General features: G+C 72.4%; 17 protein-coding genes. 12 read left to right on the plus strand and 5 right to left on the minus strand.

Annotated features, from left to right (window positions below; translation table 11 throughout):
- On the minus strand, positions 1-287 hold a 287-nt coding region (locus tag ADK86_RS44760), incomplete at its 3' end, for a hypothetical protein (protein WP_234346030.1).
- Here ADK86_RS44760 and ADK86_RS25550 point away from each other — a divergent pair.
- The 5 genes from ADK86_RS25550 to ADK86_RS25570 all read left to right on the plus strand — a co-directional run bounded on the left by ADK86_RS25550 (position 286) and on the right by ADK86_RS25570 (position 5510).
- Positions 286-1044, plus strand: coding sequence for a DUF4239 domain-containing protein (locus ADK86_RS25550; RefSeq protein ID WP_053698692.1), 759 nt, complete (start codon positions 286-288; stop codon positions 1042-1044). The genes ADK86_RS44760 and ADK86_RS25550 overlap by 2 nt on opposite strands.
- Positions 1045-1125: 81 nt before the next feature.
- Positions 1126-2202 (plus strand): phosphotransferase family protein, encoded by a 1077-nt coding sequence (locus ADK86_RS25555; RefSeq protein WP_053698693.1) that lies wholly within the window; start codon positions 1126-1128, stop codon positions 2200-2202.
- A gap of 143 nt (positions 2203-2345) precedes the next feature.
- Positions 2346-3266, plus strand: coding sequence for a phosphatidylinositol-specific phospholipase C (locus ADK86_RS25560; protein ID WP_053698694.1), 921 nt, complete (start codon positions 2346-2348; stop codon positions 3264-3266).
- 2 nt (positions 3267-3268) lie between these two features.
- Positions 3269-4402 (plus strand): alpha/beta hydrolase, encoded by a 1134-nt coding sequence (locus tag ADK86_RS25565; RefSeq protein ID WP_053698695.1) that lies wholly within the window; start codon positions 3269-3271, stop codon positions 4400-4402.
- A gap of 94 nt (positions 4403-4496) precedes the next feature.
- Positions 4497-5510 (plus strand): trypsin-like serine peptidase, encoded by a 1014-nt coding sequence (locus tag ADK86_RS25570; RefSeq protein WP_324611417.1) that lies wholly within the window; start codon positions 4497-4499, stop codon positions 5508-5510.
- 9 nt (positions 5511-5519) lie between these two features.
- Here the strand turns inward: ADK86_RS25570 and ADK86_RS25575 are convergent, their stop codons facing one another.
- On the minus strand, positions 5520-6557 hold the full coding sequence (locus tag ADK86_RS25575; protein ID WP_053698697.1) for a phosphatidylinositol-specific phospholipase C domain-containing protein: 1038 nt from the start codon (positions 6555-6557) through the stop codon (positions 5520-5522).
- Positions 6558-6790: 233 nt separating this feature from the next.
- Here ADK86_RS25575 and ADK86_RS25580 point away from each other — a divergent pair, with 233 nt between their 5' ends.
- A complete protein-coding gene (locus ADK86_RS25580) occupies positions 6791-7438 on the plus strand; it encodes a hypothetical protein (protein WP_053698698.1) in 648 nt (215 codons plus the stop codon).
- Positions 7439-7503: 65 nt separating this feature from the next.
- Here the strand turns inward: ADK86_RS25580 and ADK86_RS25585 are convergent, their stop codons facing one another.
- The 3 genes from ADK86_RS25585 to ADK86_RS25595 form a co-directional block, all read right to left on the minus strand.
- Entirely contained in the window at positions 7504-9375 is a 1872-nt protein-coding gene (locus tag ADK86_RS25585; RefSeq protein ID WP_053698699.1) for a transketolase, read from the minus strand.
- On the minus strand, positions 9375-10772 hold the full coding sequence (locus ADK86_RS25590) for an NAD(P)/FAD-dependent oxidoreductase (protein WP_053698700.1): 1398 nt from the start codon (positions 10770-10772) through the stop codon (positions 9375-9377). Before ADK86_RS25590 ends, ADK86_RS25585 begins: the two co-directional genes overlap by 1 nt.
- 128 nt (positions 10773-10900) lie before the next feature.
- Positions 10901-11965, minus strand: coding sequence for an alcohol dehydrogenase catalytic domain-containing protein (locus ADK86_RS25595; protein ID WP_063789088.1), 1065 nt, complete (start codon positions 11963-11965; stop codon positions 10901-10903).
- 151 nt (positions 11966-12116) lie between these two features.
- On the opposite strand from ADK86_RS25595, the gene ADK86_RS25600 reads away from it, so the two are divergent.
- Genes ADK86_RS25600 through ADK86_RS25625 form a run of 6 tightly spaced genes read left to right on the plus strand, consistent with a single transcriptional unit; the run spans position 12117 to position 19986 of the window.
- Positions 12117-13187, plus strand: a complete 1071-nt coding sequence (locus tag ADK86_RS25600; RefSeq protein ID WP_053698702.1) for a gluconate 2-dehydrogenase subunit 3 family protein — start codon at positions 12117-12119, stop codon at positions 13185-13187.
- Positions 13188-13199: 12 nt separating this feature from the next.
- Complete coding sequence (locus ADK86_RS25605; RefSeq protein ID WP_053698703.1) at positions 13200-15008, plus strand: GMC oxidoreductase; 1809 nt, start codon at positions 13200-13202, stop codon at positions 15006-15008.
- A 1-nt stretch (position 15009) separates the two neighbouring features.
- Positions 15010-16140 (plus strand): cupin domain-containing protein, encoded by a 1131-nt coding sequence (locus tag ADK86_RS25610; RefSeq protein ID WP_053698704.1) that lies wholly within the window; start codon positions 15010-15012, stop codon positions 16138-16140.
- Positions 16141-16152: 12 nt separating this feature from the next.
- Positions 16153-17406 (plus strand): hypothetical protein, encoded by a 1254-nt coding sequence (locus tag ADK86_RS25615; RefSeq protein ID WP_053698705.1) that lies wholly within the window; start codon positions 16153-16155, stop codon positions 17404-17406.
- The gene (gene glgX / locus ADK86_RS25620; RefSeq protein WP_053698706.1) at positions 17406-19418 is read left to right on the plus strand and encodes a glycogen debranching protein GlgX; all 2013 of its coding nucleotides are present in this window, start codon (positions 17406-17408) and stop codon (positions 19416-19418) included. The genes ADK86_RS25615 and glgX overlap by 1 nt, the downstream gene beginning before the upstream one ends.
- 55 nt (positions 19419-19473) lie before the next feature.
- Positions 19474-19986 (plus strand): DUF2165 domain-containing protein, encoded by a 513-nt coding sequence (locus tag ADK86_RS25625; RefSeq protein WP_053698707.1) that lies wholly within the window; start codon positions 19474-19476, stop codon positions 19984-19986.
- Positions 19987-20038: the final 52 nt, after the last annotated feature.

Consider the following 20038-nt stretch of genomic DNA (forward strand, 5'->3'; position numbering starts at 1 on the left):
CCGACACACCCACCACCCCGCCCCACGCCCAGCAAATCCGCGGCTCCCGCGCCGCCACCGGCCACCCGGCCCACGTCACCGCGCCCCACCCCGTCCACGACGCCGTCGGTGGCACTGCCCCGCAAGTACGTCCCGTCCGCCCACAAGAAGCACAACAGCCGTTCGGTCGTCACGACCATGCTGCTGCTCACCGCGCCCGCGGTGCTGGCGGCCGCCGTGCTGCGCCCCCGTTCGTCCAGCTCGTCCGGTTCCGCCGGGCGCCGTTCCTCGTAGGAGGCCACCTTCATGTCGGAATGGCTGGTACTGACCATCGCGATGGCCGCGGTCTGCGCGGTCGTGCTGACCATCACGGTCCTCAGGCAGCGCCGGATCGGCGAGGACGACGACCCGTCCGAGACGCCCGACGTCATCGAGTACATGGTGATGATGGTGGGGGTGGTGTACGCGATCGTGCTGGGCCTGGCCATCGCCGGGGTCTGGGAGGCCAGGGGCGCGGCCGAGGACTCCGTACGGGCCGAGGCGCAGGCCCTGCACGAGGTCAGCGAGCGGGTACGGGTCTACCCGGAGAGCGCGCGGGAGCACATCCGCGCGGACGTGGACGCCTATGTCTCCTATGTCGTCCACAAGGAGTGGCCGGCCATGGCCGAGCAGGGGCAGGTCACCGACCGGGGCGGCGAGCTGCTGGACAAGGTGCGCGCCTCCGTGACCGACTACCGGCCGCGCGACGACTACGAGAGCCAGTCCTACCAGCCGCTGCTCGACCAGGTCGCGGCGGCCGACAGCGCCCGTAACACCCGGGCGGACAGCATCGAGCCGACGCTGCCGCCGGTGGTCTGGTTCGGGCTGATCACCGGTGCCGCGATCACCATCGGGCTGATCTTCACGCTCCAGATCCGCCGGTCGGGCCGCGAGCTGCTGATGGCCGCCCTCTTCAGCGCGCTGATCGCCTTCCTGCTCTTCCTGGTCTGGGACTTCGACGCACCGTTCAGCCGCGGCATCTCGGCGTCCGCGGATCCCTTCACGGATCTCTTCCCGCGGTTGTGAGACAGCCGTGGCTGTAGAAGCACCGGCGTACGGGAGGTAATTGCCGCGACGTCCGGGAACTCCCCGTGCGACCATGCGCGCATGTCGTCGGAGCCGCACCACGCGGGCAGGTCGCCGGACCTGCCGTTCACGGACGTTCTGCGGGACCGCCTCGGCCCGGCCCGCAACGCGGTGCGGCTGAGCAGCAGTCCGCGCTCCCGTGTGTGGCGGGTCGAGCTGCGCGGCACGCCCGCGGTGGTCAAGCAGGCCGTTGACGGCGCGGACGCGGACGAGCGGTACACCCGTGAGGTCGCCGCGCTGCGGCTGGCCTCGCGGGTGACGCCGCCCGTCGTACCGCGTCTGCTCGGCACGGATCCGGCCGCGCGCGTCCTGGTGCTGGAGCAGGTGGACCACCGGCGGCCCGCGCCGGACTGGGTGGTCGGGTACGCGGCGGCGCTCGCGCGGCTGCACGCGGCCACCGCTTCCGTACCGGCCGACGGAACGCCACCGCCGCTGCCCGCCTGGCCGGGCCCGGCCCCCGCGGACATCGACTCCTTTCTCGCCCTCGCCGATCGCCTCGCGGTTCCAGTCCCGGACGAGGCGGATGCCGAGCTGGCGGCCCTGCTGCACCGGCTCGGCTCCGCCCCTGGCCGGGCCCTGCTGCACGGCGACCCATGCCCCGGAAACGACCTGCACGCGCCGGACGGCATCCGGTTCATCGACTTCGAGCAGTCCTGCCTGGGCAACGGCCTCACCGAACTCGCCTATCTGCGCGTCGGCTTCCCGACCTGCTGGTGCGTCACGGCCACGCCCGAGCCGCTGCTGCGCGAGGCGGAGGCCGCGTACGGGAGGGAGTGGGAGGCGGCGACCGGCAGCACGCCGCCCGGCGACCTGGTCGACGCGTGCGCGGGCTGGCTGATCAGGGGCGACGCGCTGGTGCAGCGCGCCCACCGCGGGGGCACCGACCATCTCGCCCGGCTGCCCGACGAGGACTGGGAGTGGGGCACGGTCACGGCGCGGCAGCGGCTCGCGTACCGGCTCGGTGTCGTCGCCCGGCTCACCGCGGACCGCGACGATCTGGGCGGCCTGAGCCGTCTCGCCGGGGCGATGCGCGCCCGGATGCTCGGCCGCTGGCCCGGTCTCACACCGCCGCCCCGCGAGCGGCCGCCGGACGACTGAGCCGCGTAACGCCCTTGTTCAGCACGTAAGTTGGCGCCGCATACCCTCCATCACCCTGTTCACCGTGTCCGTCCTGTGCTTCGATGCTGCGATCATCTGTTCGCGCGAGGACGGCGAAGCGGCGGAGAGGACCGGGTGGGCGCATGGACCGGCGGGGGTTTCTGAAGGGCGCGGCAGCGGTGTCGGCCGCGGGGGTGCTGGTGGGGGCCGGGAGCGGGCAGGCCGCCGCGACAGCCATGCCCGCCGGACGTACCGCGGCACGCCCCCGGTCCGCCGCTTCCGTCCCCGTACAGGACTGGATGTCGGCCCTCCCGGACAGCACACCGATACAGCGGCTCTCCATCCCGGGCACCCATGACTCCGGGGCGCGCCACGGCGGTCCCTGGGTGGCCTGCCAGAACACCACCATCGCCGAGCAGTTGGACAGCGGTATCCGCTTTCTGGACGTACGCTGCCGGGCCATCGACTCGGTCTTCGCCATCCACCACGGCGCGTTCTACCAGAACCTGATGTTCGGCGACGTGCTGGTGGCGTGCCGGGCGTTCCTCCAGGCGCATCCGTCGGAGACCGTGCTGATGCGGGTCAAGCAGGAGTATTCCGAGGAGAGCGCGGCGGAGTTCCGGCGGATCTTCGACATCTACCTGGACGGCAAGGGCTGGCGCCCGCTGTTCCGGCTGGACGGCACGCTGCCCTCGCTCGGGCAGGCCCGCGGCAAGGTCGTGCTGCTCGCCGACTCGGACGGGCTGCCGGGTGTGCGCTACGCCGACCCGCGGGTCTTCGACATCCAGGACGACTACATGGCCGAGCCGCTGCGTAAATACCCGCTGGTCGAGGGGCAGTTCCGCAAGGCCGTCAGGGAGCCCGGCAAGCTGTTCGTGAACTATGTGAGCACCGCGGCCCTGCTGCCGCCGCGCTCCAACGCGGACCGGCTCAACCCGGAGGTGAAGAGCTTGCTGGACGGTGGCGAGGCGCGCGGCTGGACGGGGCTGGGCATCGTCCCGATGGACTTCCCCAACAAACACGGCCTGGCCGAGACGCTGATCCGGCACAACACGGGAGGGTGATCATGCAGCTGCGACGGCTCCCCCGCGTTCCCCGGCCGCGCCGCGCGAGCTGGGCGGGCCTGGTGCTCGCCCTGTTGCTGCCGCTGCTCAGCGTCCCGGCCACGGGCGTGTCCGCGCACGCGGCAGGCGGTCCGGCCCACGAACGGACCCGTAATCCGGCGCGCGTCGTCGCGGAGGTGCCGGTCGGCGACCGCATGCTCGACCTCGGGATCTCGTCGCCCGAGACCGACGCGCCGGTCAAGTGGGTCCGGCTGCTGCTGCCGAAGGGCTGGTCGAAGAGCGCTTCCCGTACGTGGCCGGTGCTGTGGCTGCTGCACGGCGGTGGCGGCAATCACCGGGACTGGACGGCCAACACCCACGTCGAGCAGCTGGCCGCCGACCGCGACGTGCTCGTGGTCATGCCGGAGACCAGTGGGTGCAGCAGTTACAGCGACTGGTACAACTACGGCGCCTGGGGCTCCCCGGCCTGGGAGACGTACTTGCTGGACGAGGTGCGGCCGCTGCTGGAGCGCGACTACCGCGCGGGCACGGCACGCGCCGTCGCGGGACTGTCGATGGGCGGGCTGGGCGCGCTGAAGTTCACCGCGGCGCGCCCCGGAATGTTCCGCGCGGCCGCCTCGTACAGCGGCGCCGTCAACCCTCTGTACCGGTCCACCGACGGCGGCCTGTCCGGCCCGGACGGCGTCAAGCTGGGCGCGCTGGCCTGCCTCGCCGACTGGAAGCGCGTCTGGGGCGAGCCGGGCTACCCGTTCGACACCGATGACCCGGCCGATCTGCGGCAGCAATGGCTGTGGAAGCGCAACAGCCCGCTGGAGCAGGCGGCGTCGCTGCGCGGGACCCCGCTGTATCTGTCGTACGGCGACGGGACGACCGACGGCGGGCCCGGCTGGTCCTGGGGCAGCGGCGGCACCCCGCCCGCCCCGTCGCCCGCCCGCTGCACCGACCCGCCCGTACACGGCACGCAGGACCCCGTCGAACGTGCCGTGTACGGCATGAACCAGCAGGTGCGCGCCAAGCTGGCGCAGCTGGGCATCCCGGCGACCGTGTGCGCCTCGAAGGGCGGGCACAGCTGGCCCTACTGGGAGCGCGAGCTGGTGGCGTCATGGCCGATGCTGATGGGGGCGCTGGGCGCCTGAACCGTGGGAGGGCGGTGCCGGGAGAAGGGCTCCGGCCCCGGCCCCGGCCCCGGCTCCCGGAAGAAGCCCCGCCCCGGAACCGTATGATCTGCTGGTGAGTACGACCGAGCGTGACGGCGCCACAGGGCCACCGGCCCCGACCGCACCCCACACCCGCCGCGCCACCGCCCTGGCCCTCTGCGCCGCGCTCGGCCTGACCTGCGCCGGCACGGTCCTGGCCGTACGGGCCTTCGCGCACGGCGGGTATCTGGCGTCCGGCGATCCTCTCACGGGCTCGTACGCCGAGCAGGCCGCCGACGGGGACGCGGCGGCCGATGCGCTGCTGTCCGGCCCGTACACCGAGCGCCCCGCACCGCCGCGCGCCGCCGCCCGTACGACGGCGGGCCAGGACACGGCCGTACGCGGGAAGCCGGCCGAACCGGCCGTCTCCCGGCCCCTTGAGGCTGCCCCGACGGCGGTGTCCGCCCCGATCGGCCCGCTCTTCTCCCCCGGCGACGACGGCGACGCCGACCACCACTGCACCGCGAGCGTGGTGCACTCCGCGACGCGTGACCTGGTCGTCACGGCGGCGCACTGCGTCTACGACGGCGGTTTCCGTACGAACCTGGTCTTCGCGCCGGGCTATCACGACGGGGTCGTGCCGTACGGCGTGTGGGTGCCGTCCCGCATCGTCGTCGATCCGCGCTGGGCCGACGGGCGCGACGAGGACCACGATGTGGCGTTCCTGCGGGTGCGCCGCCCGCGCGGCTCCGGCCCCGCCGGGCAGCGCGTCGAGGATCTGACCGGCGCCGAGCGGATCCGCTTCTCGCCGCCCGGCGGCCTGCCGACGCGGACCGTCGGCTATCCCGACGACCGTGAGACGCCGGTGAGCTGCCGGAACACCGCCACCGCCGTTCCCGGCCAGCTGCGCTTCGACTGTGCCGGTTTCCCCAACGGCACCAGCGGCGGCCCGATGCTCACCGCCGTCGACCCGGTCACCGGCCTGGGCACGGTGACCGGGGTGATCGGCGGCCTGGACGAGGGCGGCGACGACGAGACGTCGTACAGCAGCTGGTTCGGCCCGGACATCGCCGCCCTGTACCGGCGCGCCACGACGGACGGCGCCTGAGGCGTACGCCTACTTCCCGCGCGGCACCACGGTCTTGAGGACCTTCGGCAGCGGGTACCAGTCGGCGGTCACGATGCTGCCGTGGGCGGCGGCGAGCTGGTTGACGCGGGCCAGCGCCTCGGTCTCGGTGGGCTTGGTGCCGTCGATGACCGGGGTCACCTTGTGCGCGTCGGTCATGATCAGCAGGTAGTGCCGCTTGTCGTACCAGGCGGTGTCGATGCCGTTCTTCAGGTACGTGGCGGCGTCGCCGTCGAAGACCACGAACCAGGGGCGCAGCGCGGTCTCGGTGTAGCGGGTGCGCGGGTCGCCCGCCGCCGCGCCGTGCACCGCGGGGAAGGCGGTGGCCTGGTTCAGCTTGCCCTGGGCGGCGAGGTTCTTCAGGTGGGTGGCGTACTCGCGGTCGGTCCACAGCTTGTCGAGCGGGTTGCCCTCCTCGACCGTGCCGGGTATCAGCTCGAAGAGGAACTTGCCGTTCAGCGCGGAGCGGGTGGGCCAGCCGTTCGCCTGTACGGCCTCGTCGAGGTCGCGGTGGCCGGCGGCCAGATCGCCGGGCCCGTACACCGCGTCGCCGAGCCGGGAGCGGACCAGCGCGTCGAAGGCCGCCGGGCCCCGGCCGCCCTTGTCGTTGAAGCCGTCCTTCATCTCGACCTTGACCGTGACCGGCCGGTGGCCGGGGTTGGCGTCGTGCCACGCCTTCATGTCGGCGAGGCAGCCGCCGAGGTCCTGGTCGCGCTTCTTCGTGCGCAGCTCGCCCGCGGTGGCGGCGTTCACGCAGTTGCTGTTGTTGCCGAACGGGTTGCTGTGCGAGACCCGCCAGGACTTGCCCAGCGCGTTGCTCCACACATCCAGTTCGATCAGGCTCGCGCCGGAGTCCAACGCGTCCGCGAGATACGGGTACTTGGCCTTCTCGTAGGCGTTGTGGACGCCGACGGACGTGGTCGCGCCGTACGATCCGGCGGGCTGCGCCGCGCCGGCCGGGCCCGCCAGCGCCACGACCACCGCCGCCGCGACCGCGGCCGTTCCCGCGCACCGTGTTCTGCTGCTCATGTGCCCCCGCTTTCGTTCCGCTGGCCTCCCGGCTGCCCCTGGTGGCTCCGGAATCACCAGCCCCTCCGGTCGAGGCAGCAGCGTACGGGAGTTGACGGATGGTCCGTCCACCGGGTGGGTACGCGGGCCGGGAATCGCCGTGCCGAGCCAGCAAACCAGGATGTGGGGGATATGTACGGCATCGTGGACACCGTGGATACACCACTCGACGACACGACGCCCGGGGGCCGGTCATGAGCAGCAGCGACCGCGCCCGGGTCAAGGCCCTTCTGGACACCTACGGCCGGACCTACGCCGACGAGGCCGGCATCCGGATCAAGGACACACCGCAGCCGCTGTACCAGCTGCTGGTGCTCTCGTGCCTGCTCAGCGCCCGCATCCAGGCCAACATCGCGGTGGCCGCGAGCCGTGCGCTGTCCAAGGCCGGGATGCGGACCGCGCGGCGCATGAAGGACGCCACCTGGCAGCAACGGGTGGACGCCCTCGGCGAGGGCGGATACCGCCGCTACGACGAACGCACCGCGACCCAACTCGGCTACGGCGCCGAGCTGTTGCTCGACAAGTACGGCGGCGACCTGCGCCGGATGCGGGACGCGGCGGACGGCGACACCGGCCGGCTGCGCTCGCTGCTGCGCGAGGTCCCCGGCCTCGGGCCCGCCGGGACGGACATCTTCCTGCGGGAGGCCCAGGCCGTCTGGACGGACCTCGCGCCGCACCTGGACCCCAAGGCCATGCAGGGCGCCGAACGCGTCGGCCTGCCGTCCTCCCCCGACGCGCTGCTCAAGGCCGCCGGGAAGACGGACCCCGCCGTGCTCGCGGCGGCCCTGGTGCGCGCGGCGCTCGACAAGAAGGGCGCGGAGGAGATCCGCAAGGCCGGGTGAACGGCCGGTGGCCCCGGGACCGTCGTGGGGTCCGGGGCCACCGGCAGATCCGTACGTCCGCGTGCTTACGGCGTTTCCGTGAGCATCCCCCGGGCCGTCGCCGCGATCGCCTGCGCGTCGATCCCGGCCGCCCGCAGCTGCTCCTCCGGCGACGCGGAGCCGGGCATGGTGCGCACCGCGAGCCGGGCCAGGCGCGGCACCGGGTGGCCGTCGGTGAAGGCGTCCAGCACCGCGTCGCCGAGGCCGCCCTCGGGGTGGTGGTCCTCGACGGTGATGATCCGCCCGGTGACCTCGGCGGCCTCCCGCAGCGTGGGCAGGTCCACCGGCTTGAGGGAGTACAGGTCGATGACGCGGGCGGACACGCCCTCGCCGGCCAGGGTGTCGGCGGCGGCCAGCGCCTCGTGGACGGTGATGCCCGCGGCCACGATGGTGACCCGGTCCTCGGGTGTCGCGCGCAGCGTCTTGCTGCCGCCGATCGGGAAGTCCTCCCCCGGCCCGTAGATGACCGGGCTCTCGCCCCGGGACGTGCGCAGATAGCGGATGCCGCGCTCGCCGGCCATGGCGGCGGTCAGCCGGGCCGTCTGGTTGGCGTCGCACGGGTACAGCACGGTGCTGCCGTGCACCGCGCGGAACGCGGCCAGGTCCTCCAGGCCCATCTGCGACGGCCCGTCCTCGCCGATGGCGACGCCCGCGTGCGACCCGACGAGGTTGAGGTCGGCCCGGCTGACGGCGGCCATCCGCACGAAGTCGTAGGCGCGGCTGAGGAAGGCGGCGAAGGTGGTGGCGTACGGCACCCAGCCGCGTACCTGCATGCCGACCGCGGCGGCCACCATCTGCTGCTCGGCGATGTAGCACTCGAAGTACCGGTCGCCGTGCGCGTCGGCGAAGAAGGCGGCGCGGGTGGAGTCGCCGACCTCGCCGTCCAGCGCGACCACGTCGCCGCGGACGGCGCCGAGCGCGGCGAGCGCCTCGCCGAAGGCGTTGCGGGTGGCGACCGCGTCGCCGACCTTGTAGTCCGGCAGCTCGGGCTCGCCGCCACCGGACCGCAGCCGCGACGCCGCGTCCCGCGGCGGGTGGACGTCCACGTGCAGACCGCGGGCGCCGCCCAGCTCCTCGATCGCCTCGGCCGCGTCCTTCAGCGGCTTGCCGTGCTTGCCTTCCAGGTCGGCCACCTCGCGCACGCCCTGGCCCTTGCGCGTCTTCGCGATGATCGCGGTGGGCTTGTCGGTGGTGGCCACCGCCTCGGCGTACGCGCGGTCCACGGCCTCCACGTCGTGGCCGTCCACCTCGACGGTGTGCCAGTCGAAGGCCCGGATACGGCGCGCGTAGGCGTCCAGGTCCCAGCCGTGCCGGGTGGGTCCGCGCTGGCCGAGCCGGTTCACGTCGATGATCGCGGTGAGGTTGGCCAGCTTCTCGTACCCGGCGTGCTCGAACGCCTCCCACATCGAGCCCTCGGCCATCTCGCTGTCGCCGCACAGCACCCATACGCGGTACGGGACGCGGTCCAGGTCGCGGCCGGCCAGCGCGAGGCCGACGCCGATGGGCAGGCCCTGGCCGAGCGAGCCGGTGGCCACGTCCACCCACGGGATGCGCGGGGTGGGGTGCCCCTCCAGCAGGCTGCCGTTCTTGCGGAAGGTCAGCAGCTGCTCGTCGGTGAGCGCCCCGGCCGCCTTGCCCATCGAGTACACCAGGGGCGAGGCGTGCCCCTTGGAGAAGATGAGGTGGTCGTTGCCGGGGTTCTCGGGGTCGGCGAAGTCGTAGCGCAGATGCTCGCTCAGCAGCACCGCGGCCAGGTCGGCCGCGGACATCGAGGAGGTCGGGTGGCCGGAGCCGGCCGCGTCGGCGGCGCGCACGGAGTCGACGCGCAGTTGTTGCCCCAGCTCGCGCAGCCGCTCGTACCGGGCGGTGTCCGCACCCGGGTCGTTCTGCTTGGTCATCAGCTTCCTTCCGCTTTTCGGGGTTCTTCGGGCGTGTCGTGCGCCGTCGTGCGCTCCCCCGCGCGTCCGTCCGCCGGTATCCGGGCCAGTTCGGGCGCCGCCGTGTCCAGCGGCACGGACCAGGAGCGCACCAGGCCGAGCTGGACGCCCTGGCGCGGCAGCGCCGCGTCCAGCAGCCAGTCGGCGGCGACCCGGACGCGGTTGCCGGGCATCGCCATCAGGTGGTAGCCGCGGGTCACCACGTTGGCCACCGGCCCGGACAGCGGGACGTGCAGCGGGTTGGCGGCGGCCTGCACCCCGCCGAGGTCGACCATGAAGCCCAGGTCGTGGTGCTTGTAGGCGCGGGGCTCGCCCTGCCCGTAGGAGGCGGCGACGTTGTGGGCCGCGACCTTGCCCTGGCGCTGTGCGTGCTGGGCGGTCATCGGCGTCGTCTGGCCCGGCCGGGTCAGGTCCGGTACGGCGGCGGCGTCACCGCAGGCGAGCACCTCGGGGTGGCCGGGCACGGCGAGGAACTCGTCCACGCACAGCCGGCCGCGTTCGGTGGGCAGGCCCAGCGACTCCACCAGCGGGTCGGGCCGTACGCCGACGCACCAGATCAGCGAGCGGGTGTCGACCGACGTGCCGTCGTCCAGCAGCACCCCGTCGGAGGTGGCCTCCTTGACGGAGGTCTTGGTACGGATCTCGACGCCCCGCTTGGTGAGCACCCGGTGCGCGGTGCGCGACAGCCGTTCGTCCAGCTCCGGGAGCACCCGGTCGGCGAGGTCCAGCAGGATCCAGCGGGGCTGCGGCTCGCCGCGCAGCCCGGCGTTGTGGCGCGCCAGCGACCGGGTGAAGGTCACGCCGTGCGCGGCGACCTCGGTGCCGGTGTAGCCCGCGCCGACCACGACGAAGGTCATGCGGGCGGCCCGTTCGGCGGGGTCCTCGGCGGCGCCCGCCAGCTCGATCTGGCGGGTCATGTGGTCGCGCAGGTACAGCGCCTCCGGCATGCCGCGGAAGCCGTGCGCGTGCTCGGCGACGCCCGGGATGGGCAGCAGCTTGTTGACGCTGCCGACGGTCAGCACGAGGCGGTCGTAGCCGAGCGAGCCGGTGCGGCCCTCCGGGTCGGTGTACTCGACGCGGCGGCCCGCGAGGTCCACGCCGCCGACCTGGCCGAGGACCAGCCGGACGCCGGGCAGCGTGCCGGTCAGCGACACCGACACCCGGCGCGGCTCCAGGATCCCGGCCGAGACCTCGGGCAGCAGCGGCAGATAGAGGAAGTAGTCGTTGGGGTTGACCAGCACGATCTCAGCGGCGCCGCGGGCCTTCTTGGCGAGCGTGCGGGCGCACTCGTACCCGGCGAAGCCCGCCCCCACGATCACCACACGCGGCCGTCGCCCGTTACGGCTCTCCGCCACCATCTGCGTCTCCTCTCACCTCGGGGTCCTGCCCTGATCGGCCCGGGTGCCCGCATTCCGCGCGGGTATGTACGCCGTCCGGCCCACCCGCGCGGTACCGGTCACCGCCCGGACGGCGGGTACGGGGCCGTTCAGTCGGGCAGCGCGAGCAGCACGCGGCCCGGTGTGCTCGGGTGCTCGACGGCTTCGTGGGCGGCGGCGATGGCGTCGAGCGGGTGGACGGCCGCTATCGGGTAGCGCAGCGCGGACGCGGCGGCCGCCGCCGTGATGTCCGGTACGGCCAGGCGCACCGCCTCGCGGGGGAAGTCGTCGTAGCCCAGCAGCCGTACGGTCGCGTTCTTGAAGGCCAGCGGCCAGAAGGGCAGCGCGGGGGCGGGTGCGCCGGTCGCGTAGGCGGCGATGGTGCCGCCGGGTGCGAGCAGCCGCGCGTCGAGGCCGGCGTCGGCGTCGAAGGCGACCTCGACGATGCGGTCGGCGCCGCGGCCGCCGGTCAGGGCCAGTACGGCGTCGAGGACGTCCGCGCCGTCCTGGGCCCGGTCCGATCCGGTGTCCCACCACAGCGGGCCGGTGTCCTCCCACTCCGAACCGGTATCCGCACGGTCCCGGCCGGTGCCCGCCGGTCCCGCTTCCGTACCCGCCGCTTCCGGGGTGCCCCGGCACGCCGCCCGGTCCACCCCCAGCTCCCGCAACTCGTCGAGCTGGTCCGGGCGTGTGACCGTGCCGACCACCAGGGCACCGGCCCGGCGTGCCAGGACGGCCGCCGCGCGGCCGACGCTGCCGAGCGCGCCCGCCACCACCACCGTCCGTCCGGTCACCGGGCCGTCCGCGAACAGCGCGCGGTGCGCGGTGATGCCGGGGATGCCCAGGCAGGCGCCCTGCTCGGCGGACACGCTGTCGGGCAGGGCGCCGACGCAGCCCTCGGGGACGACGGTGTACTGGGCGGCGGTGCCCTGCGGCCGGTAGCTCTGCGCGTACGAGCACCAGGCGCGGCGGCCCACCCAGGCGGCGGACACCCCGTCACCGACCGCGTCCACCACCCCCGCGCCGTCGCTGTGCGGCACGATCAGGGGGAATCCGGGCGGGGCGGCGGCCGGCCGGATCTGCCGTTTCTTCACGTCCCCCGGATTGATCCCGGAGAACGCCAGCCGGATGCGCAGTTCACCGGGGCCCGGCTCGGGAGTGGGCAGTTCCCCCACCCGGAACACCTTTCGCGCCGGTCCCCTTTTCTCGTACCAAGCGGCACGCATAAGGGGCACGATACGGCGTCCGTCCTCGGCGTGGACAACCCCCGGCGCGCGCAATACGTTCAATGGCACTGGCGCCGCACGACGTTCCCGGGGGTGCGCGGTGAAGACCGAGGTCATCGAGAAGGACGATCAGTACGTACTGAATCACTGCACCAAATACCTCGCCAGGGAGAGCCGGGACGCGCGCCATGATTTCGGGCAGTACCCGCCCGGCGACGACCGCGCGGCGATCTGCGAGGCGTGGCGCTTCCCGGTCGTGGACGCGCACTGGGACGGGGCGTCGGCAGCCGCCTCGTATCCGTACAACGACGTCACCTTCGTCTACGACGGCCGCCGCACCGCGCCTTCCTCGGTGGCCGTACTGGGCACGTTCGGACCGCTGCACTCGCCGGTCCCCTTGCGTCCGCTGGTCTTCGCGGGCGAGCCGACCGGCTTCTGGGCCGTCACCGTGCGGGTGCCCAAGGGGCAGGTGCACACGTACAAGTTCGCGGTGGACGGGGCGTATGTGCTCGACCCGGTCAACCCGCAGCGCGCCGTCCTGGACAACGGCGAGCCGTGGTCCCGCTTCTTCACCGACGCCTGCACCGTGCCGCTGTCGCTCGGCCGTGCCGAGCGCGATCTGCTGGGCCGGCTGGTGCGCCATCTGCTGCCCTTCCGGCTCGACGAGAACCGGCGGTTCATCCGCGGGGTGTACGAGTCGCTGGACCGGGCGGGCCGGGACGAGGAATTCCCGCTGGCCTATCAGCTGAACGACGAGGTGGGCACGGTCAACTACATCGACAAACTGATCGCCCGCCAGGAACAGCACAACGCCGACGATTACCACACCTGCCTCAAAATCATCGGCGAAATCCTGCGGTCCCGCTTCGGCGGGCTCGATCCGGCGACCGCGCCCCCGGAAATGTTCGCGGATCTCTACCGGCAGATGGAAACCGAGAAGGTGGACGGCTGGGACTACTCCCGCTACGGAAGTCCCCGGTACTTCCTGCTGCTTCTGCGCCGGCATGCGATGACCGGCGCGTTCGTCCACCCGAAACACGGCGGGAATTCCGGCGCGGCGGGCTGGATGTACCTGGAGAGCCGGTTCCGGGACGCGCGGGACGCCACGCTCTTCGACTGGCGGCGGGCGCTGGAGTCCCCGCTGGGCCACAACACCGACTACCGCGGCTGAGCGGGGGAGGCCATGGACGGGGAGAGTGCCACGGTCGTCGTCATCGGCAGTGGCGCGGGCGGCGCACCGCTCACCCGCACACTGGTACGGGCGGGCCACCGGGTGGTCGTCCTGGAGAAGGGGCCGCTGCTGCGCACCCAGGCGCAGAGCCCCGGGGGCCTGTCGGACTTCAAGCGGGACGAGTGCTTCGCCACCGGTTCGGAGAAGCGCATCACCGTCCAGGGCGTGGCCAACACCGGCGAGTCGTTCTACTCCAGCCATGTGGAGCCGGACCTGAACGACGAGCCGCACGTCTACCGCGACAGCGACGGCCGGGACCGGGTCACCATCGAGGGCTACACGGCCCAAGTAGTCGGCGGCGGAACGCAGTTGTACGGCGGGGTGTCGCCCCGCTTCACCCCCGAGGACCTGCGGCTGGCCACCCTGAACGCGTCGCGGAGCGACCTGCGCGACGACCCGGGCGGCGAGGTGCGCCGAGAGGCCCGCGACTGGCCGCTGGACTACGCCGCGCTGGAGCCGTACTACACCAGGGCCGAGGAGCTGGTCGGCATCAACGGCACCTGGGAGGGCCAGGCCAAGGTCCCCTCCGCGGACCGCTACCAGCCGCCGCTCGACCCCAACCCGATCAGCGCCTACGCCGCCGCCGGGATGGACGCGCTCGGCATGCGCCGCTACCGCACCCCGCTCGCGGTCATCACCCGCGACCACCCGCCCAGCGGCCGTACGGTGCCCGCCGACGCGGACAGCATCAAGACGGCGTTCGTCAACCGCTACGGCGACCCGCTGGGCCTGAAATCCAACGTCTGGGTGTCGCTGCTGGCGCCGCTGCGCGAGGGGAACGGCAGCGGCGGCCTGGACCTGCGGGCCAACTGCACCGTCACCCACCTGGAGGCGGACGGGCCGCGCGTGACCAAGGTGCACTACCGCGACCCGGGCGGCCGGCCCCGTACGATCACCGCCGGGACCGTCGTCGTGGCCTGCTCGGCGATCGAGTCCGTACGGCTGCTGCAGCTCTCCGGCCTGCTCGACCCGGCCTTCGACAAGCGCGTCAACGCCAACGGCCTCCTGGGCCGCTACTTCCTGACCCACTGCTTCGGCGGCGCCCAGTGCATCGTCCCCGAGCGTGCCGACAAGTCCAGGACGCTGGACTCGGACTGGGCCACCGACCACTGCGCGCGCCCCGAGTGGTTCCGCTCCCAGGGCCTGTGGGCGGGCGGCGTGATCTACAACAACACCTCCGACGGCGCCCTGCCGCTCTCCCTCGCCCGCACCTGGCACGCGATGGACATGGACAGCATGTGGAAGGGCTACCTCTACGACACCGGCATCGTCGGCAACGGCTTCGAGGACTACCTGGAGGACAGCTTCGGGCGGCGCCTGTCCGTGGCGTTCATGGCCAACCAGGTGCCGCAGCGGGAGAACCGCATCGAGCTGCACCCCAGCGTGACCGACAAGTGGGGCCGCCCGGTCGCGTACATCATCAAGACCTGGCACCCGCACGACCGGGCGCTGATGGACACCCTCGCCGAGCAGTGCCGGCAGATCCTGGTGCGCGGCGGCGACGTGCGCGACGTCAGCTCGGGGTCGGTGGGCGGGTCGGTCGTACGGATCGCCAACCACGTACTGGGCGGCGCCCGGTTCGGCACGGACGCCACGGACTCCGTCCTCGACCCCGACTGCCGGGCCTGGAACTTCGACAACCTCTACGTCACCGACGGGGCGTTCATGCCGACCTCGGGCAGCGCCAACCCGACGCTGACCATCGAGGCGAACTCCTTCCGCGTCGGCGACGTGCTGCTCGACAGGGTCGGGAGGACGTGACATGGACAGCCGCTTCGACGACGTCTTCACCCACCCCGAGAACGAGATCTTCCGCGTCGTCTTCTACCCCGACCGCATCTACCACGCCCGCTACCTCAACGCCACCCGATCCTCCCGCTACCGCTACTACGTCGCCGAGGTACGCGGCTCCGCCGACGGCACCGCCATCAAGGGCGACGTCTTCCTCGGCGGCACCAAGCTGTGCCCGATGCTGCGCATCGAGTACTCCGGCATCCGCCTCGTGGAGCAGGCCAGGGAGTTCAACCGGCGCCTGGGGCCCCGTACGAAGGCGTGGCTGAAGGTCACCGGCGAGGACCCGGCGGACTCCGCCGAGGCCATCGTCACCCTGCACTGGGACCCGGTGATCGGCGCCTACGCCGCGGAGATCTGGGAGACGCTGGAGCCGCCGGACGGCACCGCCCACGACCACCGGGTGCTGCCCCTGATGGGCCGTAACGCGCCCATCACCCGTGTACCGCAACTGTCGCCGCTGCTCGGCTCGGTCTCCGAGGTGGCGATGGCGTTCCGCGAGGACGGCGTGCTGTACCCGACGGGCCAGCGGCTGGGCAACCCGCAGTGGGACAACGCCTACCTCCGCTCCCACCAGGAACCCCGCACCCAGGAGCCCAGCGACCCCCGCAACACCGTCGCCGACAGCAACTACCTCCTCGACTTCCAGCGCGGCTTCTTCATCCCCGACGCCGGGCAGCTGGCCCCGGTCAACTACCGCAACGCCATGACCGACGAGGGCAACCCGGACCGCCGGGACGACAACATCGTGCAGATGCGCTGGCTGTTCCAGCGCGAACTGGGCAGCGACCTGGTGTTCTTCCACGAGGTGACGGTGCCGCCCGGCGCGGTGGAGGGAACCCACCGGCACATCGGCTCGGAGGAGCTGTACTACGTCGTCTCCGGCACCGGCACCGCGTACATGAGCGACGGCGACGACCCGACGACCGCCGCCTACCCGCTGGTCGAGCGGCCGGCCTTCGGCATCGGACCGGTCAAGTGCCGGGAGCTGCCGGTCAAACCGGGCAGCGTCCTGTACACCAAGAGCGGCGGCGTGCACGGCATCCGCAACCCCGGTACCGAGCCGCTGAAGTTCGTCGCATTCCTCTACCACACCACCTGAGGCGGTCCCGCGATGCCCAAGATCGTGCACACCGACTCGGTCTTCCGCGTCGACCCGGTCAAGCCCCCGGACTACGCGGAGGCCAACCCGCTGCTGAAGCTGCTGGGCCTGGTCGAGCGCACCCGGTTCGCCGCCGAGCGTGAACAGTACGAACCCGCCTCGCTCCAGCACCTGTTCCCGCTGCGCACCCTCCAGCTGTACGGGCCGACCTCCCCCAACCAGGACCAGCTGGACCCGGAGCAGCAGGACGACAAGAACGACTTCCAGAAGCAGAACGTCCGCGACTTCACCCTGGCCGACACCCGGGCGGTGCGCGGCTGGGCCGAGATCGGCGACTGGCGCGGCCCGTTCCTCCAGCTGTCCTACCGGGGCGGCCCGGACTCGGCGCTGTGGCGCGAGGCGGGCCGGCTCGGCGACGCCATCGGCTGCGTGCTTTCCGTCCAGGGCAGCCGGCCGGTGCCGGTCCGAGTCCCGTACGACGAGGAAACCGACTTCTACACCATCGAACTGTGGGGCCGGGTCGGCGACGGCCTGCGCGACCTGCTGGGCCCCCGTGGCCAGTCGGCCCTGGACTCCGGGCTCCTCCAGCCCCGCCCCGACATCGTCACCGGCCTGGGCCAGGACTTCCTCCGCGACCAGATGACCAACCAGGACCTGCGCCTGGTCGCCCCGCGGCACGCCATGCACCCCGTACTCCCCTGCTCCATCGACCTGCGCTGGACCGCCAGCCCCGACGGCGCCGGCTCCGCCGACCCGCCCTCCGGCTCGGTACGCCTGGGCTTCGAGATGAAGGTCCGCGGCTGGGACAACTACCTCGGCGTCGGCACCAGCCCCAACCCGCACGGCGGCGTCGGCTTCCTCGAATACCGCACGCTCTTCAGCGAGTACGGCCGCTGGGCGGGCAGCGACGACCTGCGGCGGAGCCTGGAGCCGTACAACCTCGACGCGTTCGGCCGCAAGGGCCACGCGAGCGGCGACGTGGAACCCTTCCTCGCCGTCACCTACATGGACCTGCACGTCCTGGACCCGGCCTGCGGCATCGGCCTGCACCGGCACCGCGACAACCAGGAGGTCTTCCTGATGCTGGAGGGCGACGCGCTGATGGTGGTCGGCGACTGGGCCGACTCCGGCAGCCGGGTGCGCTCCTTCGAGGTACGGCGGCTGCCCGCCGGCCATCTCGCCCTCCTCAAGGGCGGCAACCTGCACGGACTGATGAACCCGGCGGACCAGCGCGCGTCCCTGTTCATGTTCGGCGGTTACGACTGATGCCCGCCACTCCCGTGCCCGGTGATCCCTACCGCCTCGGCGCCCACTGGGACGGCTCCGGCACCTCCTTCGCCGTGTACTCCTCGGCGGGCGCGTACGGCGGTTCCGTCGAGCTGTGCCTGCTCGACGAGGGCGGGGAACGACGGGTTCCGATGGCGGTGGACTGCGACATCTGGCACACGTACGTACCGGGCGTACGGCCGGGCCAGGCGTACGGCTACCGCGCGCACGGCCCGTTCGCCCCCGGCCGCGGCCTGCGCTTCGACCCGACCCGGCTGCTGCTCGACCCGTACGCGAAGGTGCTGAAACCGACGGGAACACGCACGCTCCTGCCCCTCGTCGCCGACCCGGCGTACGACTGGGGCGACGACCGGCCGCCGCGCCACCCGTGGTCACGGACCATCCTGTACGAGACGCACGTCAAGGGCCTGACGGCACAGCACCCCGAAGTCCCTCCCGCCCTCCGGGGCACCTACGCGGGCCTGGCCCACCCCGCCGTGACCGCGCACCTGACCCGCCTGGGCGTCACCGCCGTCGAACTGATGCCGGTGCACCAGTTCCTCCCCGAGCCCTTCCTCCTCGACCGCGACCTGACCAACTACTGGGGCTACGCCACCATCGGCTTCTTCGCGCCGCACGCCGCGTACAGCTCGGCGGGCCACGAAGGCGGCCAGATCACCGACTTCAAGCGCATGGTGAAAGCCCTCCACTCCGCCGGGCTCGAAGTCATCCTCGACGTCGTCTACAACCACACCGCCGAGGGCCCGCCGGACGACCCGACCCTGTGCTTCCGCGGCCTGGCCAACGAGATCTACTACCGGCTGGACCCCGCCGACCCGTCCCGCTACCTCGACACCACCGGCACCCGCAACACGCTCAACGCCGGCCGCCCCGAGGTCCTGCGCCTGATCATGGACTCGCTGCGCCACTGGGTCACCGAGATGCACGTGGACGGCTTCCGCTTCGACCTGGCCGCCACCCTGGCCCGCCAGTACGGCTACGTCGACCGCCTCGCCGCCTTCTTCGACCTGCTCTACCAGGACCCGGTCGTGGGCCGCGTCAAACTGATCGCCGAACCCTGGGACGTGGGCGCGCCCGACAGCTACCAGGTGGGCCGCTTCCCGCCCGGCTGGAACGAGTGGAACGACCGCTACCGCGACACCGTGCGCGACTTCTGGCGGGGCCGCCCCGCCGTCGGCGACCTGGCGAGCCGGATCGCCGGCTCGTCCGACCTGTACGCCCCCGAGCGGCGCGGCCCCGACGCCTCCATCAACTTCGCCACCTGCCACGACGGCATGACCCTGACCGACCTGGTCACCTACGCGCGCAAACACAACGAGGCCAACGGCGAGCAGAACCGGGACGGCACGGACGACAACCGCTCGGCGAACTACGGCGTCGAGGGCCCGACAAAGGACCCCGCCATCAACTCCATTCGCGAACGCCAGCGCCGCAACATCCTCGCGACGCTCCTCCTGTCCCAGGGCTGCACAATGCTGTACGGCGGCGACGAACTGGCCCGTACGCAGAACGGCAACAACAACGCCTACTGCCAGGACAACCCGACAAGCTGGTACGACTGGTCGGTCCCCACCCCCCTCACCGACTTCGTACGCCGAGCCGTCGCCCTCCAGCGCGCGCACCCCGTCCTCCAGCGCACCACCTTCCTCACCGGCACCGGCAACCCTCCCGACATCGCCTGGTACGACCGCGACGGCCAACCGATGAGTGCGGCGCGCTGGCAGGACCCGGCCACCCGCTTCCTGGCCTTCCTCCTCGCCGGGGACCGCGCCGCGGAACCGGACACCGACATCCTGGCGCTGCTCAACTCGGGTGCGGACGCGGTGGACTTCCCGGTGCCGGGGCGGGCCGGGGCGGTGTACGAGGTGGTGCTGGACACCACGGCGGCGGACGGCGCGCCGTCGGCCTCCGCCACACTGAAGACGGGCGACGTGTGCACGGTCCCGGCGCGGACGGTGATGGTGGCTGCGGCGGAGGTGCCGGGCGGTTGACGGCCCCCGTACAGTGCGTGGAGTCACCCCTCCACCGCAGGCCAGGAGGCCGAGGATGCCCGCCGTCAGACCGTTCCAGCCCCTGCCCCTCGCGGCGGCCGTGCTCACCGGCACGGTCGCGCTCTACATAGCGCTCGTCGCCTTCGGCAACATCACCGACTTCGGCACCAACCAGGCGTTCGTCCAGCACGTCCTGGCCATGGACACCACCTTCAAGGACCCGGACCTGATGTGGCGTGCCATCGAGTCGCGCACACTCCAGAACATCGCCTACGTCCTGATCATCGCGTGGGAGACGGCCACGGCGCTGGTGCTGATCGCGGGGACGGTGCTGTGGACACGGCAACTGCGCGGGAGCACCGGGCTTACGGGGGCGCGACGCTGGAGCACCATCGGGCTCCTCATGGTGCTGCTGCTTTTCGGGGCCGGGTTCATGGCGATCGGCGGGGAATGGTTCGCGATGTGGCAGTCGAAGACATGGAACGGGCTGGATGCGGCGGCGCGGAATGTGGTGTTGGCGGGAGTTGCGCTGGTGGTGGTGAATCTGCGGGGGGCGGAGGAGCGGTAGTGCCCTGCACGGGGCTCTTGCACCGGATCGCCGTTCACGTCATGCCCGACGC

It is taken from the genome of Streptomyces sp. NRRL F-5755, assembly GCF_001279365.1.
Taxonomy (GTDB): domain Bacteria; phylum Actinomycetota; class Actinomycetes; order Streptomycetales; family Streptomycetaceae; genus Streptomyces; species Streptomyces rimosus.

What these genes read in the sequence shown, in the direction of transcription:
- ADK86_RS25550 (WP_053698692.1), top strand. Translation starts at nt 286, where the DNA reads ATGTCGGAATGGCTGGTACTGACCATCGCGATGGCCGCGGTCTGCGCG.
- ADK86_RS25555 (WP_053698693.1), top strand. Translation starts at nt 1,126, where the DNA reads ATGTCGTCGGAGCCGCACCACGCGGGCAGGTCGCCGGACCTGCCGTTC.
- ADK86_RS25560 (WP_053698694.1), top strand. Translation starts at nt 2,346, where the DNA reads ATGGACCGGCGGGGGTTTCTGAAGGGCGCGGCAGCGGTGTCGGCCGCG.
- ADK86_RS25565 (WP_053698695.1), top strand. Translation starts at nt 3,269, where the DNA reads ATGCAGCTGCGACGGCTCCCCCGCGTTCCCCGGCCGCGCCGCGCGAGC.
- ADK86_RS25575 (WP_053698697.1), bottom strand. Translation starts at nt 6,557, where the DNA reads ATGAGCAGCAGAACACGGTGCGCGGGAACGGCCGCGGTCGCGGCGGCG.
- ADK86_RS25580 (WP_053698698.1), top strand. Translation starts at nt 6,791, where the DNA reads ATGAGCAGCAGCGACCGCGCCCGGGTCAAGGCCCTTCTGGACACCTAC.
- ADK86_RS25585 (WP_053698699.1), bottom strand. Translation starts at nt 9,375, where the DNA reads ATGACCAAGCAGAACGACCCGGGTGCGGACACCGCCCGGTACGAGCGG.
- ADK86_RS25590 (WP_053698700.1), bottom strand. Translation starts at nt 10,772, where the DNA reads ATGGTGGCGGAGAGCCGTAACGGGCGACGGCCGCGTGTGGTGATCGTG.
- ADK86_RS25605 (WP_053698703.1), top strand. Translation starts at nt 13,200, where the DNA reads ATGGACGGGGAGAGTGCCACGGTCGTCGTCATCGGCAGTGGCGCGGGC.
- ADK86_RS25610 (WP_053698704.1), top strand. Translation starts at nt 15,010, where the DNA reads ATGGACAGCCGCTTCGACGACGTCTTCACCCACCCCGAGAACGAGATC.
- ADK86_RS25615 (WP_053698705.1), top strand. Translation starts at nt 16,153, where the DNA reads ATGCCCAAGATCGTGCACACCGACTCGGTCTTCCGCGTCGACCCGGTC.
- glgX (WP_053698706.1), top strand. Translation starts at nt 17,406, where the DNA reads ATGCCCGCCACTCCCGTGCCCGGTGATCCCTACCGCCTCGGCGCCCAC.
- ADK86_RS25625 (WP_053698707.1), top strand. Translation starts at nt 19,474, where the DNA reads ATGCCCGCCGTCAGACCGTTCCAGCCCCTGCCCCTCGCGGCGGCCGTG.